Genomic DNA, 26,994 nt, shown 5'->3' on the forward strand with positions numbered 1-26,994 from the left:
CCCTCGCTACCTCACGCGCAGCAGGTAGCCGGCGGCCTGGTCGAGCACGATGTTGCAGGCCTTGCCGTCGATCACTTGGTGTATGTAGAGCTCCACGGGAGTGTCGGGGGTGGAGCACACACATTGTATCTCGGGCACGTTGTCGACGTAGTTTACGGGTTGCTTCACGTCGCTGCGCACGTCGTAGGTGGCCTCGACGGCATCGCCCTTCATGAGCACAATGGCGGTGAGCGGCGAGATCTGTGCCCCGTCCATCCACACGGCATACACGTTGTAGACGGTGGCTGCTGCAGCGCCTCGGCGGCTATTTTTGTCGGTCCACTGTGCCAGCCACTGGTCGCGCACGATGCTGCGGTCGTAGAGTGCCTCGATGCTGTTTTTGGTGCCTGTGCTCATCGATTGCTTTTTCTCGCCGCTTTTCCAGCGAGAGAAGGGTACAAAGCTGTGCGACTTGCGGGTGGCGGCAGTAAATGCTATGGGAAACACCTCGTGGCTGGCATAGCCCCTAAACATCTTGGTCTTGAGTGCGGCTTTCTTGAGCTGGAAGCTGCCGGTGCCGGCTGGCACGATTTCGTTCACGGTCGACTTGAAGGCCATGTACTTGTAGGGCTGGGCATTGTCGAGAGTGGCAGGATCATAGGCAAAGCGGTTGCCCTCGATGTCGGCCGTGAGCATCACGGGGCGCTCGCGGCGCGTGGTGTTGCTTGCCCAGTAGAGGCCCATGTCGGTGATGGGCGCCCAAGTGAGCTGTTCGGCATCGATTGCCTTGCTGCGGTTGGCTTTTTTCAAGATGTTTTTGGCATATTTGTTGGCCTTTTTTGCATCGTTCATTCCCTCAACAGTGTACTGGTGCTTGTATTGAGCATCGGGGCCGTAGGTGTCGCCCTTCACAGTGCGCTTGTCGGTCACCACGGTGCCCTTGGCACTGCCTTTCACTGGCGTGTAGGTGAAGAGGCTGGTAGTGTTGTCGACCGTCTCGTCGAGTATCACGCAGGAGCCTTTCACCGTGATTAGCTGGCTGCCGTTGGTGGCGGCAAGCAAGGCGGGTTTCTTGCCCTTGGCGCCTGCCACGATGGCTTGGTCCATGCCGTCGTAGCTGCGCAGCCACAACTCGCTGGCACCGTCGCCGTCGATGTCGACCAGGGCATAGCGGTAGGGGTATTTTGCCGTGAGCCCGGCACTTTGCCACAGCTGGGTGAGCTGGCTCATGTGGGTGATGAAATAGGTGGCATCCTGGGCTGTGGCAGCAGTTGCCCCGAGCAGCAGCAGTGAGATGCCGATAAGTGTTTTCCTCATTTTACTATCGTTTTTATATTGTTTCGATTGTGAATTGCTGTTTTGCCTGTTATAAAAGTAGAAACGAAGCGGCCCGGCAACTATTGTGTCGGGCCGCTCCTATTTGTTCGCCCGACATGGGCATAATCTAATGGGTGCAAGTCCCGAGCGTGCCCCGATAGCGGGAAGCGCATAGTCCGAAGCAACGGTGTCGACCGCGAGGAGAATCGGAAGGAAGCTAAGGACAAAAGTCTGGCTCCACGCACAGAAACTTGATACAAGGCTCAAAGTCAGGGGTAAGGTTGCAAAACAAACCAAAGCCCGATAGCTATCCGGACTGACGCGAGTAAATCAAGGGAGTATAAGACTGAAAGATTATGTTCTTAATCGGGGAGGTCTGTGGGGCGAGCCGCAAGGCAAGCAGTAACAACGAACCCACAGAAGTCAGCAGATGCCATAGTAGTCGACGCCTTAAAGCTCGTGGGCGGAGACGAAGGGCAAAACTTAACCACACGAGCAAAACTTTATTTACCCGATGAAAGGAGAAAAGCCGAAAACAACAGAAAGCTGCCCTCGGAAGAATAGCTCGGAAAGCGAAAGGTATGAGGGAGCGCCTACTTTGATTGGGATAGTTGGAGACGAACTCGTAGAAGTGCAACTATCGTCAGACAGGATGTTGGAGTACATCCTCACTCCCGACAACCTTAACAGAGCATATAAACAAGTCAAGGCTAACAAGGGGAGCGGTGGAATCGACAGAATGGAAGTAGAGCAACTACTGCCATATCTGCGAGAACACAAGGAAGAAATAACTGAAAGTCTGCTCGGCGGAAGCTACCGCCCCAATCCCGTAAGGAGGGTAGAGATACCCAAAGAAGGAGGCAAGATGCGCCAGCTGGGCATACCCACCGTGGTTGACCGCGTAATCCAGCAATCCATATCCCAGGTTCTGAGTCTGGTGTACGAACCGAAGTTCTCGGAGACGAGCTACGGCTTCCGACCGAGACGGAGCGCGCACCAGGCACTGCGAAAGGCGCAGGAAATCATCAACAGCGGATATAAATACTGCGTAGACCTTGACCTCGAAAAGTTCTTTGACACGGTCAGCCATAGCAAACTGATACAGCTACTTGGCGAAACCATCAAAGATGGCAGGGTCATATCACTGATACACAAGTATCTCAACGCAGGAGTAATGGTCGGACACAAGTATGAGGACACAACGGAGGGCGTGCCCCAGGGCGGACCGCTCAGTCCCATATTGAGCAACATAATGCTGACGGAACTCGACCGTGAACTTGAAAGGCGCGGACTTCCGTTTGTGCGTTATGCCGACGACTGCGTCATCTTCTGCAAAAGTCCGAGGGCTGCTGAAAGAGTATGCGAAAGTATAGCGAAGTTCATAGAGAGAAAACTCTTCCTCAAAGTAAACCGCGAGAAAACGCATGTCGGCAGTGTCCAAGGACAGAAGTTCCTGGGCTACTCGTTCAATATGTGAAGAGGAAAGGCTCGCTTGTGCGTTCATCCGAAGACCAAAGCCAAACTGCGCACAAAGTTGAAAGAACTGACATCGCGCAGCAACGGCTGGGGCTACGAGAAGCGCAAGGAGAAACTGACCTATGCAATCCGAGGGTGGGTGAACTACTTTCGGCTTGCCGAGATGCGCAACTTTCTAAGGGAAACCGATGAATGGTTGCGTAGTCGCATACGCATGTGTATATGGAAATGCTGGAAACGAGTGCGGACACGCTTCAAGAACCTACAAAGATGTGGCATCGCCAAATGGCAGGCATGGCAGTGGGCAAATACCCGAAAAGGCTATTGGCGCACCGTCCATAGCCCCGTACTTACACGTGCTATATCCAATGAGAACTTGAAACGAGCGCACTATCCCACGCTTACGGAATATTACGAGAAAAAGCACCCGCGTTAAGAACCGCCGTATGCCGAACGGCACGTACGGTGGTGTGAGAGGTCGGTAAACACGAAAATAGGAGATAAACACCCTATGATTAGTGTTTACCTCCTACTCGATTTTGCGTTTTTGAGTGCTATGCGCTGTAAATTGCAGGCACAGTGCACATCATCACTTCATCACCTTGCTGGTGCTTGTGGTGCCGTCGGTGTAGCGGGTCACCACCAGGTTCATGCCCTCAAATGGGGTAGCGCTTTCCATGCCAGCCACGTTGTAGTAGCTCACGCTCTTCACTGCTTTGACTGCATTCACGTCGTCGACGCCGGTAGTGACCTGGGCAGCATCGAGTGCATAGGCTATCACGTTGGTGTGTGCACCTGGATCGGTAGCGGCAATCTTGCTGGCTGCACTCCAAGCACTCTTGAGCTCGTTCACCACCAGCACTTTCACACGCTGGCCATTGGCTCCGGCAAAGGTGAGGTCGTTCCAGTCGGCTTTCTTAAACTGCACATACTGGCCCACGCTATTGTTGTCGCTATAGGCGCCCAGCACGGGGTCGTTTGCGGTGTAAGTGTTGCTATAGCTGGCACCCAGCTTGTCGAAGTAGAAACCGCTGATGTAGGCCACCTCGTCGGCAACGGGGGCAAAGTGCTCGGCCAGGTTGTAGGTGGCGGGTGTCACCGTCTGGGCTTGGGCCTGAGTGGGAGCCTGGCTTGCGGTGAGGGTGGCGTTGCCGTTGGCGGTGGTGTACACGCCGGTCACGTTGATACCGGCATAGCCCTTCACGGCGTCGTAGTTGTCGCCCACGTTCACCTTTATCCAGTTGTTGTTGCCGTCGCTGGCAAAGAGTTGCGAGGTCTTTTGCGACTGGGCCACAACGGCCAGGTTGTCGGTCACCTTGTAGGTCTTGCCCTCAACGCCGTTGGCCAGCAGATTGGCCAGGGTGGTCTCCTCGGCAGGCTCTACAACGTTGACAACAAACGTTGTGGTAGGCATATACTTGTCGTTGCTCTGATCAACTGTGCCTACTGAATACTTTGGATTGGCACCAGGTCCTGTAGCCTCAAGTCCTGTTACTTTTAAAATGTATTTACCGGCAGGTGTTGATGCAGGTACATTGATTTTTATTTCAAAAATTGCGGCAGGTTTTGTTACGGCACTAAACACTGGTTTGTTGGTTGCTTGCCATGCCAATATTCTCAACTCGTGTGAGATTGTGTCCTTATGGATACAATTGAATGAGTAGGTTGCTTGTGCTGCAGGTCTTGCAATAGAACGGCCTACTGGATTGATCCATGTGGTGTCGCCAAATTCTGTGTCAATGCTGTAGGGTACAATATTGACTTGCTCGGGTGTAAGAATCTTTAGCTGGAATGCGGCAAATTCTTGTTTGTTGATCAACATAGCTCCAATGACTTTGGATGTGCCTGCTTGAAGTGTTACGTCATCAAAGTACACACTGTCAACATCAGATATTGGTACTACGGCAGCATTTGATGTGAATACTGCTACTGTTGCCAGGATTAGTGAAAATAGAGTTTTTTTCATAATGTTTAGTATCTTGGTGTGATTAATTCATTTAATTCGTCCAAAGGTAGTAAAAAAAAACGATTGAATGATAATTCTTTGTTGAAAAATTATAAGGAACATAATAAATCGTTACTATCCTCCTTGGTTCTGTGTTTTTTTTGCACTTTAAGTTCAGAAGCCATAGTGTGCCATACTTGTTCAACAGCAAAATATGGAGAATTATGATTCCTAAATACACTTGATACGTGCTACTTCACCTCTTTGACGGCGATCATTGAGCCTCTGGGTAGTGCGACTGCTATGTGTATAAAACAAGGGGCGCCGCAATGTGTGCAGCGTCCCCTCGGTTGATTTTAAGTCTTTGTGCTGTGTTGTTACTTAATCACCTTGGTGGTCGACTTGGTGCCATCGGTGTAGTTGGTAACCACGATGTTCACACCGTCGAAGGGCTCAGCGCTCTCCATACCAGCCACGTTGTAGTATTTTACGCTCTTCACAGCCTTGGCAGTAGTCACGTCTTTGACAGCTGTTGCTACTACGTGTACAGTGAACTCGGTGTCAGGACCGTCACCATCGGCACTTTGGTCAACGAGACCAGTCGAGTAGTGCATCTTTCTGACCGAGCACTTGTAGTCTCCCAGAGTAGCATTCTCTGGAATGTTCATCTTGGCCAACAGGATCTCATTGTTTTTACCTGTCTTGTTTATTGTGTAGATGGCCTTGTTTACAGCTTGGTAAACAACGATTCTGAGCTCATGGCTGATGCCGTTTGCGCGAATTGCATTGTAAGCAACGGTGCCTTGATAGTTGGCCCTGGCAGTGGTGCGACCAGTACCAACCAGCCAAATAGAATCTCCAAGTTCCTCGTCGATGTCGTAAGGCACGATATTCACACCCTCGGGAGTGAAAACAACACCCTGGAGTGCACTGTAGGCAGTGGCATTCGAGAAACGAATGGGCACTTCGATGGTCTGTCCAGGTGTTGCTGAGAAGTCAGCAATGTAAAGTGAGTCTGTGGCCGAAGTGTTGGGGAGAGCCGAAGCACTCAGACCTACAACGGCGCATGCAGCCAGGAGTAAAGATTTTAATTTCATAATCAATTGATTTTAAAAATGTTAATAAATTTATTAGTTAATTATTATTGCGTTCTTGTTGCTTCAAATTTATATTTATGGATTGAAGGATTGAAGTGTTTCCCTTTTACCCATCATTCGACAAAGTTATAAATAAAATGTTGAACACGATACTTTTTTACTTTGTTTTTTTGTTAAAATTGCTTTTTTTATCGCATTGTCACAATGCATGTGGCACTTTGTTGCCGTTTTGCCAGCCCCTTTTGGGTAGCGAGAGGGGATATGCCAGCCATCCTATCTATCTGTCTTTCTGTCCGCTCTCGCTATAAGACCTCAGTGGGTGATGGTGCCTATGAGTGCGGTCACGTCGCTCACATTGACAATGCCGTTGCCGTCGATGTCGCACACGGTGTCGCTGTAGCTTGCCGTGCCCAGCAATTTGTTGATGAGTGCGGTCACGTCGCTCACGTTGATCGTGCCGTTGCCGTCGATGTCGCCTTTGCTCTGTGAGCCGAAGATGTCGATATATATCGTTTTGGTGGTGCCTGCAACAGCAGCGGGCAGCTTGAGGTAGGCCCCGCCCATGCCTATGGTTTTGGAGGCGGAGGGGCGTACAAACGACTGTGTGGCATCGTTGTAGTAGAAGCCCACGCTCTGGTTGTAGACGTTGGCCGCGGCTGTCGCTGTTGCCACGAGCAGGTTGGACACGTTGTTGGGGGTGTTATGCGCCCGGTCGAGATAGTAGGTCTTGCCCTGGGTGAGACCGCTCAGTATCACGCCAGTTGCTGCTGGAGCCTGGTAGCACTGTTGTGCATGCACCATTTGCTTGCTGGGGACGTAGTTGGCCAGGGTGTAGGCCTCGATGTTGCTGCCGCGGAAGTTGACGGGATAGTTGGTGCTGAAGACCATAGTCTCGCTCGTGGGCGTGAAGTGGCAGTTCAGGTTCTCGGTGGGCATGTTGGGGTCGATGGAGTATTTTGTCCAGTTGGCAATTGATTTTTGATAGTTGTAGTATTCGTCGTGAGGCACGTAGCACTTGAATGTGGCTGCGTTGCCACCGTAGAATTGTCCGTCCCACGACCGTAGAGCGTTGTCCTGCTGTTGTAATTCAAGCCGGGTCAGCTGTTTGCAATTGGTGAAAGCAAATGCTCCTATTTTTGTCACCGTGGCTGGTACTACAAATTTTCTTACCGCGGTGCCGTTGAATGCCCGCTGTCCTATCGTTATGAGCTTTTGGGCTTTGCCGATCTTGCTGAGCGATGTGCAACCGGCAAAGGCCGCCGTGTCGACGAGGGTGACTTCGGGCAGATCCACACTGGTAAGCAACGTTTGCCCCGAAAATGCGTAAGGGTTGATTTTGGTCACGGCGTTGCAGTTGATTGTGAATGAGCCCCCTTGCGTGCTGGTGAAGGCGTAGTCGTCGATTTCGTTCACAAGGTATTTTTTGCCATGGTAGGTGGCATAGTCATTAATAAATCGGTTGTCTTTCAAGTTGTTGAGTCTGTTTTTTACGATTTTTACTGTTCCGGCATAGGTAGTCCCGTTCCAGGTCACGCCCTTGGTGCTTGTGATGGTGAAGGCTCTGTTGTAGTTGAAGCTGGGAGAGGGTGTCTCGCTGTCGATGAAGTCGTAGGAGCTGTAGTCGCTCATTTTGGACTTGAACACGTTCCAGCCCTGTGCTGCCTTGTAGAGGTTGCGCACGTTGTTGGCCATGGGCACCTGAAGCACGCACGCCTCGTTGCAGTCGCTAAAGGTGGTGCTCAATGCCGAGGGCGGGGTCGAGCTGTTGCACGACACCAGTTTGAGCCCTGTGCAGCCTTTGAAGGCTTCTGCAAGGATTTGCTTGACTGTGCTGGGCAGGAAGATGCTTTCCAGGTTGGTGCACTTCTCAAAGCAAAATGAGCTCACAACAGTCAGACCGTAGGGCAGTGTGATGGTCTTGAGATACGGGTTGCCAGCAAAGGCACCTGCCCTGAAATGACTCACCGTAGACGGAAGTGTGAAATCCTGGCATGCCGGCGGACAATGCACAAGCGCCGTCTTGGCGTAGTTGAAGAGGCGCCCGTTGTCGGCGCTGAATACTGTCGACCCAGTGACCTTGTACTCTTTAAGGTTGGTACAGCCGTCAAATGCGAAGAGTCCTAATGTCTTGAGTGTGCCATTGAGCGTGACGCTTGTGAGTGATGCGCACCCCGCGAAGGCTTGCGTGTCTATGTAATACGGTCCATTGCCGCCCACCAATTGCAAGGTGGCCAGTTTGGTGCAGTTAAGGAATGCACGCGCCATGATGGAGTCGACCACGGGATAGGCATATTGCAGCGCGGTGCAGCCGGCAAATGCGGCAATGCCGATAGTTCTTGCCTTGTCGGTCCAAGCCCCCGATACCGTGGTGATTTTTGTGTTGTTGAGAAATGCGCTATCGGCTACCTCTTTTATAATGTAGCTCACGCCTTGCGAAGTGCTTCTGCCTGCCAGGGGGACACCAGGGCCTGCGCCACCCACAATCCTGCACTCGCCAGGATCGGGGTTGCTGCTGGTCATGTCGGTGGCTTTGCTCACTACAATATACACTGGGCAGTTGCTGTAAGCGCTGACTCTGGCATAGTAGATCCAGTCGCAAGCCCACGACGGATTGACTGTGATGCTGCTGAAAGCCGAGGCCAGCGACTGTCGCGACTTGTAGCTGTTGCGGTCTCGGTAGGTGGCACAGTACAAGTAGCCCTTCTTGGAGTTGGCGAAGGCAGTGCTGCTTATCGTCTTCACGTTTCCTGCAAGGGCGACATTGGTGAGCGAGGAGCAATTGGCAAATGCCAGGTCACCGATTGCGTTTGCCGAGCTTCTCACCTGTACTGTCTTCAGGCTGGTGCAGCCGTTGAAGGCAGAGTTGCGTAATTCTTTCACTCCATAATGGATGTTGACTTTTTCCAAGTAGGTATTGTTGGCAAATGCGTTCCTGTCGATCACTGTAACCTGCCACTTTTGGTTGTTGTAGGTGACGATGCCGGGCACAGTCAGTGTAGTTGCGGTGTTGCCTTTGTCGTAGTAACCTATGAGTGCCACTGTTTTTGCACTGGTGTTTAAAGTCTCATAGAGTAAGCCGTCGACCTGAAAGATGGTCCCGGCTTGTGCCAGTGTTGCCACGAGGGCGAGTAGGAATGTGAATAGATTTTTTTCCATACTGATTGTGGTTAACTGATTGTGATTGGTTGTATATATGTGTTGTTTAGATTGTTCCCCTGTTGTTGGATGAGTTGCGTTGTGTGGTGCGGGTTTATTTCTTGAAGTAGCGCCGCAACTGGCGCCGCCCCATGCGCAGCAGGCCCTTGAGCGTGTGCTCCCTGGCACGCACCTGGGTGCGGGCACTGTTGCGGGCCATGTTGGCGATGATGTTGCCTTCGATTTGCTCAAATGCTTCGATTTGCTCAAATACTCCCGTCGCCTCTTTGCGGGCGACGGGGCCTGGCTGCGATTGTTTTTCTATACCTATTCTATCATTCATAAAACCCAAAAGTTTAGTGTGGGCTGCATTTGTGTATTGCAAAATTACGCTTGTGTCGCACTCGTGGTTAGGATTTTTTTTACAAAGCGTTGTTGATTATGTCACTTTTTGCCATGTGCGGGTAGTAGAAAAATGCCTTAAAAATATGTTAATGTATTGAAAAATAAATATTTGATTCCTGTTGCCCTGTCTGTCCAGCTTCCTCTCTCGTGCATGCCCAGGGCTTGTAAGGGGGGGGGCGGGCTGTGGGGACCGTAGCTATGCCCTGTGGAATGGCGCAGCCGCGCTGCTGCACAGAAAAAATCTCGTCGTCGCGACGAGATTTTACTCCTTCATTAACTCTTGGATGAGTTAAATCAAAAATTCAAACTTACTACTCAATTTTCTACTTAAAAACCGTTCTTTGGGGTAATAGACAATGTGTGTGCTAAAAGTCTGCTTTTTGAAGAATTAATATTTTCTTGTTTCTTGATGTTTTGCATTGCAAAGTTAAAGAGAGCACGGTCTCGATGTTAGGAGAAAAGTGCCCTCTTTTAGGATTTATGCTACATTGTGCAATGATTATTGCGATTTTCTGTATTGCGAGGGTGTGGTTTTAAACAGCTGCTTAAACACGCGCGAGAAATAGGCGCTGTCGTCGAAGCCGCACTGCATGGCGATGTCGCCTATGGGGGCTTGGGTGCTTGCGAGCAGGCGGCGGGCCTTGTTCATGCGCAGTTGCAGGATGTAGGCGTTGGGGTTCTGGCCTGTGATGGTCATCACCTTGCTGCGCAGTTGCTTGGTGCTCATGCACAGGCGCGAGGCGATGGTCTCGACGTCGACGTTGCCCTTGGGCATCTGGGCATGTACGAGGTCGGCCAGCTTGTTGATGAAGTCGCGGTCATATTTTGAGAGCTGCACGTCGCTGGCCTTGTCTTGTATCATGGCCTGAGAGTACTTCTTGCGCAGCAGGCGGCGTTGCTCGATGAGGTGGTCGACGCGCACGGCAAGCTCCTCGCTGTTGAAGGGCTTGGTCATGTAGTAGTCGGCCCCGGCGCTGATGCCACGTATGCGGTCCTCGTCGGCGGTCTTGGCCGTGAGGATGATGATGGGTATGTGGTTGAGTGCCTCGCTCTCGTGCATCTTCTGGCACAGCTCGAAGCCGTCGCAGCCGTGCATCATCAAGTCGGTGATCACGAGGTCGGGCATGAGCTCCTGGGCCAGGACCAGCCCCTCGTTGCCGTCGCTTGCATAGCGCAGGCTGTAGCGTTGTTGCAGTTGGGCGCCTATGTAGTAGGCCACGTCGCAGTCGTCCTCGACGATGAGCACCAGTGGAGCGGTGCGTGAGTTGTCGTCGGCGTTGGACAGGCCTTGCGGCAGGACGATGTCGCTCTCCTCGAGCAGTGGGTGGGCAGGCTCGGCGGGGAGGGGTGCCGTGGTGTCGAGTGGCTGCATATTCTTGTGGCCGGCTTGCCTGAGGGGCTGCAGGATGGTGAAGACGGTGCCTTGCCCCAGCTGGCTCGAGACTTCTATCTCGCCGTGCATGCTGGTCACAATTTGCTTCACCAGTGCCAGACCCACGCCGGTGCCCACGTGCTCGGTGTTGTTGGCGCCCTGGTAGAAGGCGTCGAAGATGTGGGGCAGCTCCTCGGGGTCGATGCCGCGCCCGGTGTCGGCCACGCGCACGCGCAGGTCGGTGCCGCTGCGGGCCAGGGTCACATAGATGCTGCCGTGATTGGGCGTGTACTTGATGGAGTTGCTCAGCAGGTTGTTTATCACCTTGCGCACGTAGTCGGGCACAAAGTCCATCTCGATGTCGTTCTCTTTGGAGGCAAACTGGATGTCGATGTGCTTGGCCTTGGCCCACTCCTGGTGGGTGGCCACGAGCATGCGCGTAAAGGTCACGATGTTGCCGCGGCGCCAGTCGGGGTGGCCTATCGACGACTTCACCTTGGAGATGTCGAGCAGCTGGTTGATGAGCGTGAGCAGGCTGCGCCCTTGGCGTGTGATCATCTCGTAGAGGGATGCGGGGGTCTCGCCGGCTGCCAGCTCGCCGCGCTGCAGGCGCGAGGTGGCGCCCAGTATCACGGTGAGCGGCGTGCGGAACTCGTGGGTGATGTTGGTGAAGAAATTGGTGCGCATTTCCTCTATTTTTTTGATCATGGTGTGGGCCTTTGACTTCTGCTTGAGAGCAAACGACATGGCGCCTATGCCCGTGACCAGCAGCAGGACCACGAGGATGAAGATGACGAGGGCGACCTTGCTGCGGTGCTCCATCTCGTTGTTTTTGTGCTCCAGCTCGGCCGTCTTGTACTTTGCTTGGAAGTTGCTCAGCTGCTGGGCCAGCTCATCGCGGTACATCGAGTCGGCCAGCTCGCTGTGCCGCTCCAGGTGGGAGAGCGCTGCCGTTGGGTCGCTCTCGCGCAGAGCCTTCCACAGGCCTCGCTCGGCGCGGTCCTCGATGTAGCGGTTGCCGGTCGTGCGGCACATGGCCAGCGACTGGTTGTAGTATTGTGCGGCTTGGGCGTTGTTGCCGTGATAGAGGGCGATGTCGCCCATTTGGGCGTAGGCTATCGAGAGCGAGTTGAAGTTTTTGTCTTTCTCGAGCTGCGGCAGGGCTTGCTTGAGCGCCTGCTTGGCTTGAGCGTAGTCATGGGTCTCCATGTACACGGCTGCCATTTGCACCAGTCGCACGGCAGCCTTGCCCGGGCGGCCGCCGCTCTGGTCCAGGCGATAGGCCTCTTGGGCATACTTGAGGGCCTGCTCGCTGTCGTGCAGCTTCATGAATATCTCCGATGCCATGCCAAGCCTTATGGCCAGCTTGTCGCTGCGGCCTATGTGGCGCTCCACGTCGATGCCTTTCAGGATGTAGTACTTGGCCGACTGCGGGTCGTTGCTGGCCAGATACACCCCGGCCAGGTTGTTGAGGTCGCTGCTCAAGCGCTCGTTGTCCTTGATGGCGAGGTCGATGCGATAGGCCGCCTCCAGGTTTTTTATCGACGCGGCAAAGTTGCCCTTGCGGTGCTCGGCGATGCCCAGCATCCCGTAGATGTCGCTTGTGATGCTGTTGTTGTGCTTGTTGAGCAGTTGCAGGGCTTTCTGGGCCATGGCCTTGGTCTTGTTGTAGTCGTTGGCTTCGCTGTAATACTCGGCCATGCCGTAGCACACCACGGCCTCTTGCTGCTTTTTGTTGTAGACATAGTCGGGGTCGATATATTGCCCGTCGGCCAGCAGCTTCACCAGTTTTTTTTGCGCTTCGATGCGGGCTGCCCCGCTTGAGCTCACATAGTTGTCATAGAGGCTCTCGATGCTGGCCTGGGCCGCTGCCGTGCACAGCCCCAAGGCGACAAGCATGAGTAGCAAGACTGCACGGCGGCAAGAATGGTTGAGTTGCAGACTGAAATTCATAATTCTTTTAAGTTGTCGTTTACCGAGTCTTTTGGTTTTGAGTATATATATAGGTGTAAGCGCGGTGCCTTGGTCATAGGTCGCCGGCCCGCCTGAGGCTTGCTGCACGCGAGGTCGAGTTTCCCCTCTCGTGGTGATTTTTGTGCTAAAGTTATAGAAAAAACGACAAGTGAACAAATATTTGGCTTGCAAATTTGCAAAAACCGCGATTTTATTTTTATATTTTTTATCATTATGCTTGTGTTAGGCGGATTCCAGAAGCAAGTGCAAAGTTACGCTATTTTTCTTTAATCATGTCTTTGGGCTTTCGAAATCCGTTTTTCTTTCTTGGCCTGTTGTTTAATTTTTCGATGATGCTCTTGACATATAGCCTTGAAATTCCCCTAAAGTCCGTCTTCTTCGGAATATATTGCCTGATGAGCCCGTTCATGTTCTCGATAGCTCCCTTCTCCCACGAGCAGTACGGATGTGCGAAGTAAACTTTCGTGTTAAGTTCCCTCGCAATGATTTCGTGTGCGGCAAACTCCGGCCCGTTGTCTGTCGTTATCGACCTTACAGGCAACCCGCTCTCCCGTATGAGTCTCACCACGGCATATGCCAGTGGAACGGCCTGCTTTCCCGTATCGAGTTTCTCCATGAGCATAAAGCAGCTCCTCCTCTCAACCAGAGTAACGATGGCACCTTTGCCTTCCTTTCCTACGATGGTGTCCATCTCCCAGTCTCCTATGGTCTGTCCATAGTCCGTTTCCGGTCTTTCGTCAATGGAGAGGCGGTTGGGAATATGCGCCTTGGTGGTAAGCAAGGACTTTTGCCTTGGTCTGCCTCCATGCCTGAGGTGCTTTCGGATGTTGTCCCCGTAATGTGGGGAAAGGGCCGCTATCCAGTTGTATATGGTTGACTTGGACACCGTGATGCCCTCTTTCTTGCCAAGCCATCCGGCGACTTCCTCCGGCGACCACTGCTCCTTACGGATAAGTTCAAAAACACGGCTGCGTACATAGGGAGCGATACGGCGATTGCCAGGTGTCCTGGCCTTGCGTCGTTTGACTTTCAATACGGCCGTACGTGCGTCATAAACGCCTTTAGCATTAGAATTACGCCTTCGCTCACGAGAAACCGTGCTTACTGACACACCAATAGTCTCGGCTATGAAACTAAGTGAGAATTTCGTTTGGAGTAGCACACTTATTGTGTATCTTTGCTCCGAGGTTAATTGTTTATACATCACAATACAAAATTAATTAATCTTAGGGAGGGGAACGAAAGATCTCCTCTTTTTTTGTATTGCTTAAGTTATCCGCCAATGCTCTTTGGGGGCTTCGCGCCCCCAGCCGCAAGGCAAACCTCCGCGGTGTTTTTCATGTTTTAATGCACCGCAGAGTTTTGCACTTCTAATTGGAATTAGCAGTTAATTTTCAGATTTATTGTTAATTTTGCGGTCGAATTAAAGAAGGTCGATAGAAGTTGACCCTGAGCGATAATTAGAAGTATAACATTATTTTTAAATAATTTTCAAAATGGTAAGTTACAAGGAATTAGGTCTCGTGAACACGCGCGAGATGTTCAAGAAAGCCATCAATGGCGGTTATGCAATCCCCGCCTTCAATTTCAACAACATGGAGCAGCTGCAGGCCATCATCACTGCCGCAGCCAACACCAAGTCGCCTGTGATCCTGCAGGTGTCGAAGGGCGCTCGCAAGTATGCCAACCAGACGCTGCTGCGCTACATGGCACAGGGCGCTGTGGAGTTTGCCAAGGAGCTGGGCTGGGAGCACCCGCAAATCGTGCTTCACCTCGACCACGGCGACAGCTTTGAGCTGTGCAAGAGCTGCTGCGACTTTGGTTTCTCCAGCGTGATGATCGATGGCAGCGCTCTTCCTTATGACGAGAATGTGGCCCTGACCAAGAAGGTTGTGGAATATGCTCACCAGTTCGACGTCACTGTCGAGGGCGAGCTCGGCGTGCTGGCCGGCGTTGAAGACGAGGTGGCAAGCGAGGAGTCGCACTACACCCGTCCCGAGGAAGTGATCGACTTCACTACCAAGACTGGCGTCGACTCGCTGGCTATCTCCATCGGTACCAGCCACGGTGCCTACAAGTTCAAGCCCGAGCAGTGCACCCGCGACCCCAAGACTGGCCGCTTGATTCCCCCGCCACTGGCATTCGACGTGCTCGACGCCATCATGGTGAAGCTGCCTGGTTTCCCCATCGTGCTCCACGGCTCGTCGTCGGTGCCTCAAGAGTATGTCGACATCATCAACAAGTATGGGGGCAAGCTCCCCAACGCTGTGGGCATTCCCGAGGATCAGCTGCGCAAGGCTTCAAAGAGCGCTGTGTGCAAGATCAACATCGACAGCGACTCGCGTCTGGCCTTCACTGCCGGCGTGCGTGAGACCCTCGCTCTGCACCCCGAGTACTTCGATCCGCGTCAGTACTGCGGCAAGGCTCGCGAGTACATGATCGACCTCTACACTCACAAGATCAAAGACGTGCTGGGCAGCGACGGCAAGGCTGCCGACTGATGCCCCCGTGCGCACCATCGCACTCACACACAAAAAAAAACTCTGCGAGACACTTCCCGCAGAGTTTTTTTTGTCTTAACTTTGTAGTGCAATTATTACACCTTTTATCAACTATTTCATTTTTAAATACTTAAAAGAAACATGGGAGGCTTCTTTGGAATCGTGAGTAAAAAGCCGTGTGTCAATGAGTTGTACTATGGCACCGACTATCACTCGCACCTTGGCACCCGTCGCGGCGGCATGGCTGCCTACGACGGCGACGCGCACCAGTTTGTGCGTTCTATCCACAACCTTGAGAACGCTTATTTTCGCAACAAGTTTGAGGGCGACCTCGACAAGTTTGCCACCGCAACGTCGGGCATAGGCGTCATAAGCGACACCGACCCTCAGCCCATCTTGTTCAACAGCCGCTTGGGCAAGTTTGCCATCGTCACTGTGGCCAAGATATGCAATCTCGACGCTATCGAGCAGCGCATGCTCGAGCACAACCAGCACTTCAACGAGGTGTCGATGGGCCGCACCAACCAGACCGAGGCTGTGGCCCTGCTCATCACCGAGGGTCACGACTGGGTGAGCGGCATCGAGCATGTGCAAGAGAGCATCGAGGGCTCGTGCTCGATGCTGCTGCTCACCCCCGACGGCATCATCGCCGCCCGTGACCGGTGGGGGAGAACACCGCTGGTGCTGGGCAGGCGCGACGACGCCTGGGCCGCCGTGAGCGAGACCACCTCGCTGGCCAACCTCGACTTTGAGATCGCCCACTACCTGGGTCCCGGCGAGATTGTGAAAATCACGGCGCAGGGCATGACACAGCTCAAGGCTCCGCAGCAGGGCATGCAGGTGTGCTCTTTCTTGTGGATATACTACGGGTTCCCCACCTCGTCCTACGAGGGGCGCAACGTGGAGCAGGTGCGCTATGCCTTGGGCCTCAAGGCTGGCGCTGCCGACGACTGCCAGGTGGACTGTGCCTGCGGCATTCCCGACTCGGGCACCGGCATGGCCGTGGGCTATGCCCAAGGGCACAAGGTGCCCTTCATGCGCGCCGTGTCCAAGTACACACCCACGTGGCCGCGCAGCTTCATGCCCAGCAACCAGAGCCAGCGCAGCCTGGTGGCCAAGATGAAGCTCATCCCCAACCGGGACATCCTCAAAGGGCGCCGCTGCCTCTTCTGCGACGACTCGATCGTGCGCGGCACCCAGCTGCGCGACAACACCCGCGTGCTCTTTGACTGCGGTGCCCGCGAGGTGCACATGCGCATCTCGTGCCCGCCGCTCATCTACGGCTGCCGCTTCATCAACTTCACCAACTCCAAGAGCGACCTGGAGCTCATCACCCGCCGCGTGATAGGCGAGCTCGAGGGCGACCCAAGCAAGCACCTCGACCGCTATGCCACGGCCGGCACCCCGCAGTACAATGCCATGGTGCAGGCCATCACCCGGCGTTTCGGGCTCACCTCGCTCAAGTTTACCACCGTCGACGACCTGGTGCAGGCCATAGGCCTGCCCAAGTGCCAGCTGTGCACCCACTGCTTCGACGGCTCCAGTCATTTCTGATAGTAATATTGCAATGGCATGAAAAGATTATCACTCCTCATCCTCGTCGCGGCCGCCATGCTGGCATCGTGGGCGGCCGGCACGCCGCGCTACACTGTGGTGGTGTCGCTCGACGGCTTTCGCTGGGACTACTGCGAGGCTTTCGACACCCCGTTTCTCAACTCCATGGCACGCCGCGGCGTGAAGGCGGTGATGAGCCCCTCGTTTCCGAGCAAGACCTTCCCCAACCACTACACCCTGGCCACGGGGCTCTATCCCGACCACCACGGCATTGTGGCCAATAGTTTCCTGTCGCCCGTCACAGGCCGCCGCTATGCCTTGACCGACAGCGTGGAGCGCACCAATCCCCGCTACTATGGCGGCGACCCCATTTGGCTCACGGCCAAGCGCCAGGGCCTCGTCACGGCCACTGTGTACTGGGTGGGCAGCGATGTGGCCATCAAGGGCGAGCATGCCACCTACTGGCACGACTACATGAGCAAGCCCCTGCTCACTCCTGCCCAGCGGGTCGACGAGGTGGTGCGCCTGCTCTCGTTGCCCGCTGGCGAGCGCCCGCGCCTGGTGATGTGCTACTTTGAGGAGCCCGACCACAGCGGTCACCGCTACGGGCCCATGAGCCGGCCCACACGCCTGGCCGTGCAGCAGCTCGACACGTTGCTCTCTCGACTGTGGGCCCGCATTCAGGCCTCGCCCTGCGCCGGAGAGGTCAACCTCATCGTCACTGGCGACCACGGCATGACTTGGATCGACAGCGACCGCCTTGTGCCTGTGAAGCAGCACCTCAAGCCAGCCTGGGTGAAGGCTGTGGAGGGTGACCTGCCCGGCTTCATCTATGTGAACCGCCCCGACTATGCCGACTCGGTGCTGCTCGCGCTCGGGCACGTCGACCACATCCGCGCCTTCAAGCGCAGCGAGCTGCCTGCCTACTTGCACTTTGGCACCAATCCGGCCATTGGCGATGTGGTGGTGATACCCGATGTGGGCTGGCTCTACACCGACAAGCACTATCCTGCCCATGTGCAAGGCGGCAGCCACGGCTACGACAACACCGCCAGCGACATGCAGGTGGGCTTTCGCGCCATGGGCCCCGACTTCAAGGTGGGCTACACCAAGCCCTCGCGTTTCCCCAATGTCGACGTCTACCCCTTGCTGTGCCGCCTGCTGGGCATCACCCCCAGCCCCAACGACGGCAACCTCGACGACGTGGCCGACATGCTGCGCTGAGCCTTGCACCCCTAAAAAGAAACGGGGCGGGCACCGGGAAAGGATTTCCTTCCCAGTGCCCGCCCCTGCTGTGGCCGTGTGTGTGGCTTGCGATTTTACCGCGAGGCGAGCCTGCGCAGCTGGCGCCCCAGGCGCAGCTTCAGGCGGCCCCATGGCGACAGCCACGAGGCACCATACCAGTGTATCGCGCGCGTGTTGGCCGTCGTGTTGAGCTGGCCGGTGATGTAATCGTAGGGGTTGAAGTAGTCGTGCGGGTACACCGTGATGCCATCCACCACCTGCAAGGCATCGACTGGCGCTATGCCGTGCTGCTTCATCACTTGTGTGGCAAAGGGCACGATATAGCCCCTGCATTGCAGCCCTTCCTTTTCATAGAGCTGCAATATTTCTTCATATATGCCCAGCCCGGGGCACGCCCCAAGGCCCAAACCAGGGTTCACATCGACCGCATCGCCCTCGGGCCTCACGCCCTCGATGCCCATAAACGGGCCTTGGGCCACGATGTCGTCAAGCGGGGCCACCAGTTCCACATCGGTGTCAAAGTAGAGGCCGCCCTCGTTGTAGAGTATCCACATGCGGGCATAGTCGCTCACGTAGGCATACTTGCGCGCCGCATAGGCCCGTGCCGTGTAGGCATTGTGGTTCACGTCGTAGTTGTCCTCGTTCCACTCCCTTATCTCATAGTCGGGCATGTACTGCTTCCACGAGGCTATGCACTTGAGCGCCAGCCGGGGCTTAGCTCCCCTGCCAAACCAGCAGTAATGTATCACCTTGGGTATCATATTCCAATAATGTATTTGCTAAATGGTAATTTGCTGATGCACCAGCAAATGAGCCATGAGAGAATAAATGTTGAAATTGCAATAGTCGATATTTGGATGATGCTTTGCAGTTGCTGAATAGCCGATAAGTTCCATATCCCGTCTCTCATGACAAAGATGTGAATCAAGTATATTCCAAAGCTTAGTCGAGATGCACTGATTAACAATGAAGGCTCCTTTTTTACCTTGATTCTCTGTATTATTACAAACCATGAGAAACTCATCATGGCTACGGGCAACGATAAATACCATAATACCTCGTAGAAATCGCACTTGATGTTGCACTTCAAGAAAACTATCGGCACTCCAATTGCAATAATTGCGGCTACTGCAAGATGCCAAGCCTTAAACCTATAGTGATTATTGATATAGTATCCTAAAAGAAAATAACCTACATAGCCTGTAAAATAGTACAGAATGTTTGTGTTGTTATCCTCAAAGTTGAGCACGAGTCTCAGGTAGGGATAAACAAGTGAGATAGCCCATAAGGCCAAGTAAAATTCTATTTCCCGCTTGCTGGCAGTCTTTAGCCAAGCAGACAGAATAGGCGTTAACATGTATAGCCCCGCTAAGGTGTACATAAACCACAACACGCCATGACCTTGTGGTGCAAATGGAATGGTACATATCGTGCGTGCGAGTTCAACAATTGTAGTTCCGTTGCTGATCCATTTAACTGCCAAGTAAAAGAATGTCCAGAACAACGTTGGCCATATGATTTTAGAAAAACGACGTTTTAGAAAATCCTTTTGCTTTAAACTTGTGTTTAACAACAATGCCCCACTCACCATAAAAAACAGTCCGATACCAGCTGCTGTTATGTAGGATAAGCCTGATAGGATAAATCCAGGAGCACTGCCAGGCATGGGAGAGTGCATGAATACAATCATGCAAATTGCAATCACTCGAATGATATCTAAAGAGATGTCTCGTGTCATGTGTCAAGTAGTTTGTATATTTTGTTTACCTCGCTCTCGTTGCCGTAGTCGTGTGCCGCGAGATAGCTGGCGAGGCGATGCCGCAGGGCGCTGTCGGCCATCACGCTGGCAATGCCGCGGGCGCAGCCCTCGTTGTCGAGTGGCACGATCACCCCGTCTACGCCGTCGTTTATCTGGCTGTGGGCGGTGGGGTAGTTGGTCACGACCACAGGCTTGCACAGTATTTGGGCCTCGCGCACGGTCACGCTTTTGCCCTCGTAGCGGCTGGGCTGCACATAGAGGTCGCACGCCTTGATGTAGGGGTAGGGGTTGCTTTTCTTGCCGAGCAAGACCACGTGCTCCTGCATGCCGGCCCTGTCGATGTTTCGCCTTATCAGTTGCTCGTCGCCGCCAAACCCTATGATATACCAGCGCAGGTCGTCGATGCCATGATCGGCCACTATGCGCCTGGCAATGTCGGGCACATTGTCGTAGTTCTTGGCGTGGGTGAATCGCCCTATCGATAACAGTTTCATGAGTTGTTGAGCAATAAAGGGTATGTATTCAAAATTCTCTTTGTGTGCAAAATCTTCCTATCGATAAGATATTCAGCGTTTTAGTACCCCCCCCTGGGCTGGAGGGCGGCATCTCGGCGCTCACGTCGAGCAACCGTGCTTGCTGCCTCACAAAGGCGGGCGAGAGTATGTTTTCAATTTCTATTATCTTGGGCTCCAGGCTGGGAAAGGTCTTGAGAAATGCGGTGGTGCAGTCGTGCGAGATGCTCACCACCTTGTCGTAGCCGTTCCACACGGGCAGCTCCTGGGCTGCATTCACGTGCACGGTGCTGTAGTCGGTGTGAATCCAGCACAGCTTTTTCCTGGCCCTCACCTTGTGCAGCACCACGTTGTGAGGCTGCAGGAAGCTTATGGCCAGGTCATACTCGCCCAGGTCGTAGAGCGGGGCCAGATGCGGGTCGACACAGTTGGCCACATACTGAAACACACTCGCATCCATCTGCCGTTGCTCCGGCGTTAGCCCCCGGGCATAGCGCTCATGCTGCCAGCGGGCCTTGAGCCGAGCCAGGGCGATGCCCAGCTGCCCCTCGCCGACGATTGTGGCCATGGGGCGCTCGATGGCGTTGTAGCCGCGCCGCTCGGGCAGCAGGTGCACATGCCCGGGGATGAGCGGCATCAGTTCGCCCGTGTGCTGGTTGAGAAACAAGTCCACGTCAACCCGCTCGGGGTCGAGCGCGTTGAGCAGTCCCAGCAACGCCCTTTCGGCCCCGCCCAGCTCCATGTAGTGCATGTTGATAAATATCCGTGCCTTAGCCATTAGTAATCCCATGTTATATTATTGGCTACTACTTTTGCAGGACATCCTGCAATCACGCTATTAGGTGGACAATTCTTAGTTACAATTGCCCCAAATGCAACGATTGAATTCTTACCTATTTCTACTCCTTTTAAAATTGTACAGTTTTGAGCCAGCCAGATGTGGTCATGCAGAATAATGTCTTTTGCGAGATTTGTCACATTGCCTGTAACAGTGTTTATTACCTTATGAGAATCATGATTCCTTAGTAATATGTTGTAACTGAACATGCATCTTTTACCTATTGAGATTGATGCATCTTTTAAGATAAATGTTACTCCACGTACTCCTGTTTCCGAGCCTATATTTAACTTAGAATTCCCTTCAGCAATAATTGTGCATGGCCCTCTGAATTTTACATTTTCATCAAAAACGATGTGATTATTATCACCGTTTATCGTAATTGTAAGATTGTCTAGTCTACATCTTTCTCCAATAATTACGCGATTGTTGTTTCCTTTTATATTTATAAAGAAATTATGTTTATGTCTCGGTTTGCCAATTTTAATTGCATTGCTTTTCCCTGAGATCTTAAATGGTCTGAGATTCCTATAGAATTCTCTTATAATATCTTTGATTATCATCGAAGTAATTTCGCTATTTTTGTCTTTAAATCTAATAATGTGATATTTTTAAAGTAATATATTCTCTCTTTGATAGAGTTTTCAATTTTTTTGAGAGAATTTGACTCAGCTTTATTCCACTGGGATAAAGCTATGTCGTTTAAAACCAACTCGGCAATTTCTTGAGTCTCTTTAACATTATCTGTTATGTGGAGAGAATCTTTCCCCCTGCCAAAGTTGCTACGGAGATCATCTTTGAAGGATATTAGTTTATTAAGATCCTCCTCAAAGGTGAAAAAAATAAATTCAAGTGTATGACCTTTCCCATAGCACCTTAGTGCCTTGTCCTTTACCGCCTCAATTGAATGGGTCCATTCTTGTTCTTGATATATTTGCTTTACAAAAGCAGTCAATGCATTATATGTGACTCTGATTTTTTTACGATAAACTACTTGTTGATTGTTTTCTATTAGGTTTCTTGCTAAAGTCTTTTGATTCTCATTCAGAGTAGGCCATATACACATAACATGTACATTAGAAAGCCAATACATCATCTCAAGTGCTATCTCATCTAAAGTAACCCAGGAGAGTCCTCGCATCTTGAAATATTGATAGTCAAAGTTGGCCTTTGATGTTACATCTTTGAATCTTGCGATGGTTATTTCCTTATTATAATAGGCCAAAATAGCCACTCTGTGTGCTCCATCTAGTATTACACCATTAGAGTCAACAGGGACAAGAGAAACCGATTTGTCAAAATCTTTATCCTTAAAACTTTCAATTAGATTGTTGAAGACACTTACAAAATCATCAAAAGATAATTTATCATCGCGTCCTGGCTCTTTACCGTCAGGATTAAACGCCTTGATATGTTCAATGTAAACGCATAAAGCATGTTCCTTATTTTCTTTATAGTGGGTTAAATAATAAAGTTTTGCGAAAAGATCAAACCGTTTTCCTGTCAGTAATGTACGTGCATTAACATTTTCAATGCTGTAACTTTTACTGTCAAGGTCGTATATCTCGCGTGTATGTTTTTGTATTAATGAAAGCTCCTGCATATATAATGTCTGATGTCTACAAGAAATTGAATTAATTTTACTCTGGAATCGAACTTCATGTGCTTATATCTTAGACCAATATTAGATTTAATCATAGAACGATTGATGTTCTTTTTGTTTAGTGGGACATAAATATCATGTGGGTATGAGTAAAAATAGCCATGCGCTGTCATGAATTTCTCAAGAACAGCAACAAATTGTTTTCGTTCATTTGATTCTTGATCTAAAGTGATATTAAACTGAGACAATCGAGAGATGATATTCTTTCGATATTCCGCATTAATTTCCTTTTTTTGGACAAGTGCATGATAAAGAAGAGAATATAGCATATTCGTTTCATCCATGACGTAGAAGCCCTGCGGAGAAAGAACTCTATACTTGAGCATGTCTTTTTCCCATGATGTGCAATAATACCCGTCTCCGACATGTCTAAGGTCAAGTTTTACTCGTTTGCCTTTAATTGAGATATGATAGTGAGTGCCATCATTAAATAGTTTTGGAGAAAGATCTTGATAACTTCTTGCCCCTAATAAATTGACAATTGTTAGGCTGTTTTCACACAGGATGTCAACATCGCCGTGCCCATCCATATACATATTAGAGGTTAATAGATTATCATAATTTCTTAAAATTACATATCTCACATCGTTAGAGTGTAATATGTCAATAACCTCTTGGAAGCTGTTGAAATCTCCTTTCATATATTGATCCTTTTTAGGGGTTTGTTTTTTAATAGAATTCGATTTGTTATTCTTCGCATTAGAGAAATGATTTTTAATAATGTGGGGTATTTAAAATTTATTTTTAAAGATAGAGGTGCCTTGGATGTGTCAATCTTACTAATATATTCTATAAATGCATTGATTATTCTTTTATCTTTTGAACTTAATGAGGCTAGGTACATGTCTCGTACCAGGTTAAAAAAACAATGCCGCATTAAACTCTCAAATTGAGGGTAATTATCTCTTATGAAATAATATCGTTCTTTGTAGCCTTCAAGTAAGTCTATGTTCTTAAGAGAAAAATGTCCCGAGATGCTGTCTCCCCTTTGTCGATAATAATAAAGCGGCTGAGGGATGATACCATAACATGAAATCTCGTTGATAATAAGGTGTTGCCAATATGCATCTTCAAAGTACTTCCCTACGGGATTTAAATGCCTTTTTACAATCGAGGTCTTGTAGAGTTTTCCCCAAACAAAATTTTTAATATAAGTATTTTTAATTAATTCTCTCATCGTTTCCTCCTTGTTCAGCACAAAGGGGTGAGTTTCTTCGCAAATGTATCTATCGTCAAAGAGAAGGTAATTTGGATAAGCGTAATAAAAGCCTGCTTGTACTACTTCACATTTGTTTTTTATAGCAAAGTCGTACAGAGTCATAATTGCATTAGAAACAAGCCAGTCGTCGCTGTCTAAAAAATAGATATATTCCCCTTTGGCAGCATTTATGCCTGCATTACGAGCATCGCTTAAGCCGCCATTCGATTTATTTATTATGGAGACATTTGAGAATTTATGAGCGAAGTATCTACAAATGTCAAGACTTCCATCTGTTGAGCCATCATTTACAAGAATTATCTCTACCTGCTCTTGATTAAATAGCCCTATACTTTCGATTGACTTGTACAGATATTTCTCAACATTGTAAATTGGTAAAACGATGCTTATCTTCATCTTTTTAGGGTCATTAATAAATCATATAAGTAATATAAATGAGAGATTAACATCTTATTCAAAAAATATTCTTTCCAAGAGCTGTTTCTCTTCCATTTCTTTAGTAGATGAGTATCAACTCCTTTTAGTTTCGTTATTCTCTCCTTTCTGGTCTTAAACTCATTACTATATATTGATGCAATGACCCTTTCCTGCCAGTAGGTTAGGTATTCCATAGGGTATGTGCTTGATGTTTGTATGTTAGACATTAGTTTTTCTACTACTGCACGAAATTTTATAAAGCCATGCATCTCTTCGTCAAAAGAGGCTATCCCTAAGGTTGTTAAAGAGCCCTGATGAAGATCATAAATGTATCCGCATCCTGGAGTGAAACTTAAACTTCTTATTTTTAATAGATACGTGTAGACAAATAGTGCATCCTCTCCAGCATGAATTTTTTCGTCAAACAAGATGGAATTGCTTTTTAAAATGTCTGTTTTAAATAGCTTTGCCCATGGAGCTTTTTGAAACCGCATTAGGTTCTTGTCAAATATTACACCAAAATCCTCTCTTTTTAAAAATAGATCCGGGTACTCTCTTTTCTGGCAATCTCTTCCGTTTATTTTTTTTTGACCTGTCAAAACAAACTCGCAACAATATTTTTTTTGGCTTTCAAAAAGCGTGTCAAGAAGGCGCTCATTGACATAATCGTCAGAGTCGATAAATGTAATCCAATTTCCGTTTGCATTTTTTATTCCACGATTTCTTGCGGAGCTGACACCTTGGTTCTTTTGATGGTAAACTTTTATACGGTTGTATTTGCTTTGATATTCATCACAAATTTCACTGGAACTATCAGTGCTACCGTCATCAACAAGAATGAGCTCAAAATCCTTAAAAGATTGAGCTAGGATGCTTTCAATACAACGCTTTAGATATTTTCCTGAGTTATATACAGGGACTATGACTGAAATCTCTGGCATAATTTGTCTTTTACAATTTTTCGTGTTTTATCATCCAAAAGAAAGCAATAGGTTACAGAAAGTAATACAATAAGGTTCACTGCCGTTACTACAAATAATCGCCAAAAAGAATCTTGCATGTTTCGGTAGACAATATAGGAGAGTATTGCCGCTATTGCAACCACGATGCTTCCTTGAGCAATTCTCTTGATCAATGCATAAATGCTAAACGAGCTTATTTGTTTTTTTAAAATTACCAAATCACTGGATAATACTAAAATATTTACAATCACTAAGGTGTAATAAGCAAAATTGGAGCTAAAGTTCAATTTAAAAAAAATGTATACGGCAGGAAGGCTTGTTAATAGAATTGAACCGGTAATGAAACTGATGTATTTGATGTTTCCCGTAGCGTGATTTCCAATATTTACAATGCTATTAATAAGTCCAATGATACAAGAAAACAGCAGAATTCTGCAAAAGTCAATAGCATGGGCAGGCACGATGCCGAGCCAGATGTGTAACAACAATGGCATCTCGAGAAAACAAGGTGTGAGCAATATCCCAAAGAGTACGATGGTAATTGTGATAGCATTTGTCATAAGGTTTTGCATTTCTTCAACTTTGTCTTGGGCATATTGCTTGATGATTTGAGGGCGGAATGCTGTGATGACATTAAATACCAGTCCTTGCACTACACCATTGACTGTGGTGGCGATGGAGCTGGCGGCGTTGAGGGTGACGCCGAAAAACATGTTGATGAGGAAGTTGATGCCCTGCTGGCGCGCCGTGACACAGGCGTTGCCATAGAGGTCCCAGCCCGAGAAGGAGAGCATGGGCTTGAGCAGGGTCTTGTCCCACACCCAGTGGAAGTGGGTTTCCTTGAAGTGGCGCAGGCAATAGACGCGGTAGATCAGCATGATGGTGACCGAGACGGCCAGGGTGAGCACGGCATAGAGCTTGAGCTTGTCGAAGTGGCCCAGCACGAGCAGGTAGACGATGCCGAGCTTGAGCAGCGAGTTGAGGATCTCGACGTAGGCATACACGTTCATCTTCTCGTGCGAGATGATGCTGGCGTCGTAGGGCGCCTGGGTGATGCCTATCATCGAGCTCAGGATGCTGAGCTGGTACACCCAGTGGGCGGCCTCCATGCGGCTGGGGGGTATCACGAGCTTGTTGCACAGGAACCACAGACCCACGGTCTCGCCCAGCACCATGACCACAAGGGCAATGCCCATGTGGATGATGAGCGCGCTCGAGAAGGTCCTGGCCAGGCGAGCGCTGTCGCCACGCCCCAGCTCGAAGGTGAGGAAGCGGCTTGTGGCGCCGGCCATGGCGGCGTTGAGAAAGCCCATCATGGCTATCACGCCGCCCACCACGCCATAGATGCCGTAGTCCTGCACGCCCAGGGTGTTGAGCACCACGCGCGAGGTGTAGAAGCCCACGATCATGGTGAGGAACATGCGCAGGTAGAGTGCCACAGTGTTTTTGGCGATGCGGCGGTTGCTTGATGCTTGTGTTGCTGTCATGCTACTGAGTGTGTGAAGTGCTCACTTCGAACACAAGACAATGCCTTGGGGCTTGGCAATGAGCATAACTTGCTCGTTGTCAATAAGTTTTGAGATATTGGGCTTCGATGTGCGGCATGAAATCAATTCTAATCCCA

Annotated in this window: 20 protein-coding genes and 1 pseudogene; 4 read left to right on the forward strand and 17 right to left on the reverse strand. The window is 50.5% G+C overall.

The genetic code is table 11. The features are described from left to right. Positions 1-6: 6 nt before the first annotated feature. Complete coding sequence (locus GF423_RS10945; protein WP_154328391.1) at positions 7-1,296, reverse strand: hypothetical protein; 1,290 nt, start codon at positions 1,294-1,296, stop codon at positions 7-9. A gap of 514 nt (positions 1,297-1,810) precedes the next feature. Between GF423_RS10945 and ltrA the strand changes: the two are divergent. Continuing rightward, positions 1,811-3,208 (forward strand): annotated as a pseudogene (ltrA, locus tag GF423_RS10950) (group II intron reverse transcriptase/maturase). A gap of 153 nt (positions 3,209-3,361) precedes the next feature. Here the strand turns inward: ltrA and GF423_RS10955 are convergent. The 6 genes from GF423_RS10955 to GF423_RS10985 all read right to left on the reverse strand — a co-directional run bounded on the left by GF423_RS10955 (position 3,362) and on the right by GF423_RS10985 (position 13,904). Then, a complete protein-coding gene (locus GF423_RS10955) occupies positions 3,362-4,186 on the reverse strand; it encodes a hypothetical protein (RefSeq protein ID WP_154328392.1) in 825 nt (274 codons plus the stop codon). Positions 4,187-5,094: 908 nt separating this feature from the next. Beyond that, on the reverse strand, positions 5,095-5,814 hold the full coding sequence (locus GF423_RS10965; protein ID WP_154328394.1) for a hypothetical protein: 720 nt from the start codon (positions 5,812-5,814) through the stop codon (positions 5,095-5,097). A gap of 312 nt (positions 5,815-6,126) precedes the next feature. Then, on the reverse strand, positions 6,127-8,970 hold the full coding sequence (locus GF423_RS10970) for a leucine-rich repeat protein (protein ID WP_154328395.1): 2,844 nt from the start codon (positions 8,968-8,970) through the stop codon (positions 6,127-6,129). 94 nt (positions 8,971-9,064) lie between these two features. Then, positions 9,065-9,292: a hypothetical protein gene (locus tag GF423_RS10975; RefSeq protein WP_154328396.1), complete on the reverse strand. Its 228-nt coding sequence runs from the start codon at positions 9,290-9,292 to the stop codon at positions 9,065-9,067. A 561-nt stretch (positions 9,293-9,853) separates the two neighbouring features. Further along, positions 9,854-12,679, reverse strand: coding sequence for a hybrid sensor histidine kinase/response regulator transcription factor (locus GF423_RS10980; RefSeq protein ID WP_154328397.1), 2,826 nt, complete (start codon positions 12,677-12,679; stop codon positions 9,854-9,856). 277 nt (positions 12,680-12,956) lie between these two features. Further along, positions 12,957-13,904, reverse strand: a complete 948-nt coding sequence (locus GF423_RS10985) for an IS30 family transposase (RefSeq protein WP_154326857.1) — start codon at positions 13,902-13,904, stop codon at positions 12,957-12,959. Between the two features lie 292 nt (positions 13,905-14,196). Here GF423_RS10985 and GF423_RS10990 point away from each other — a divergent pair, with 292 nt between their 5' ends. The 3 genes from GF423_RS10990 to GF423_RS11000 all read left to right on the forward strand — a co-directional run bounded on the left by GF423_RS10990 (position 14,197) and on the right by GF423_RS11000 (position 17,979). Continuing rightward, the gene (locus tag GF423_RS10990) at positions 14,197-15,201 is read left to right on the forward strand and encodes a class II fructose-bisphosphate aldolase (RefSeq protein ID WP_154328398.1); all 1,005 of its coding nucleotides are present in this window, start codon (positions 14,197-14,199) and stop codon (positions 15,199-15,201) included. Positions 15,202-15,342: 141 nt separating this feature from the next. Further along, positions 15,343-16,755, forward strand: a complete 1,413-nt coding sequence (locus GF423_RS10995; protein WP_154328399.1) for an amidophosphoribosyltransferase — start codon at positions 15,343-15,345, stop codon at positions 16,753-16,755. A gap of 18 nt (positions 16,756-16,773) precedes the next feature. Further along, a complete protein-coding gene (locus GF423_RS11000) occupies positions 16,774-17,979 on the forward strand; it encodes an alkaline phosphatase family protein (RefSeq protein WP_154328400.1) in 1,206 nt (401 codons plus the stop codon). A 95-nt stretch (positions 17,980-18,074) separates the two neighbouring features. Here GF423_RS11000 and GF423_RS11005 read toward each other — a convergent pair whose 3' ends face one another. From GF423_RS11005 to GF423_RS11045, 10 genes are read right to left on the reverse strand one after another with little or no spacing between them, the layout of a single operon-like run. Then, complete coding sequence (locus GF423_RS11005; RefSeq protein ID WP_154328401.1) at positions 18,075-18,761, reverse strand: glycosyltransferase family 32 protein; 687 nt, start codon at positions 18,759-18,761, stop codon at positions 18,075-18,077. Further along, positions 18,758-19,738 (reverse strand): acyltransferase, encoded by a 981-nt coding sequence (locus GF423_RS11010; protein WP_154328402.1) that lies wholly within the window; start codon positions 19,736-19,738, stop codon positions 18,758-18,760. The genes GF423_RS11005 and GF423_RS11010 overlap by 4 nt, the downstream gene beginning before the upstream one ends. Further along, positions 19,735-20,253 carry a glycosyltransferase gene (locus tag GF423_RS14210; RefSeq protein ID WP_235911812.1) on the reverse strand — a complete coding sequence of 173 codons (519 nt, stop codon included), beginning with the start codon at positions 20,251-20,253 and terminating at the stop codon, positions 19,735-19,737. The genes GF423_RS11010 and GF423_RS14210 overlap by 4 nt, the downstream gene beginning before the upstream one ends. A 28-nt stretch (positions 20,254-20,281) precedes the next feature. Next, entirely contained in the window at positions 20,282-21,049 is a 768-nt protein-coding gene (locus GF423_RS14215) for a glycosyltransferase family protein (RefSeq protein ID WP_235911811.1), read from the reverse strand. Beyond that, positions 21,049-21,672: an acyltransferase gene (locus GF423_RS11020; protein WP_154328403.1), complete on the reverse strand. Its 624-nt coding sequence runs from the start codon at positions 21,670-21,672 to the stop codon at positions 21,049-21,051. Before GF423_RS11020 ends, GF423_RS14215 begins: the two co-directional genes overlap by 1 nt. Continuing rightward, positions 21,669-22,712, reverse strand: coding sequence for a hypothetical protein (locus GF423_RS11025; RefSeq protein ID WP_154328404.1), 1,044 nt, complete (start codon positions 22,710-22,712; stop codon positions 21,669-21,671). The genes GF423_RS11020 and GF423_RS11025 overlap by 4 nt, the downstream gene beginning before the upstream one ends. Continuing rightward, the gene (locus GF423_RS11030) at positions 22,694-23,413 is read right to left on the reverse strand and encodes a hypothetical protein (protein ID WP_154328405.1); all 720 of its coding nucleotides are present in this window, start codon (positions 23,411-23,413) and stop codon (positions 22,694-22,696) included. Before GF423_RS11030 ends, GF423_RS11025 begins: the two co-directional genes overlap by 19 nt. Next, positions 23,410-24,387 carry a glycosyltransferase family 2 protein gene (locus GF423_RS11035; RefSeq protein ID WP_154328406.1) on the reverse strand — a complete coding sequence of 326 codons (978 nt, stop codon included), beginning with the start codon at positions 24,385-24,387 and terminating at the stop codon, positions 23,410-23,412. The genes GF423_RS11030 and GF423_RS11035 overlap by 4 nt, the downstream gene beginning before the upstream one ends. Further along, the gene (locus tag GF423_RS11040) at positions 24,384-25,349 is read right to left on the reverse strand and encodes a glycosyltransferase family 2 protein (RefSeq protein WP_154328407.1); all 966 of its coding nucleotides are present in this window, start codon (positions 25,347-25,349) and stop codon (positions 24,384-24,386) included. The genes GF423_RS11035 and GF423_RS11040 overlap by 4 nt, the downstream gene beginning before the upstream one ends. After that, a complete protein-coding gene (locus tag GF423_RS11045; RefSeq protein ID WP_154328408.1) occupies positions 25,328-26,857 on the reverse strand; it encodes an MATE family efflux transporter in 1,530 nt (509 codons plus the stop codon). Before GF423_RS11045 ends, GF423_RS11040 begins: the two co-directional genes overlap by 22 nt. Positions 26,858-26,994 lie beyond the last annotated feature (137 nt).

The organism is Sodaliphilus pleomorphus (assembly GCF_009676955.1).
Classification (GTDB): Bacteria; Bacteroidota; Bacteroidia; order Bacteroidales; family Muribaculaceae; genus Sodaliphilus; species Sodaliphilus pleomorphus.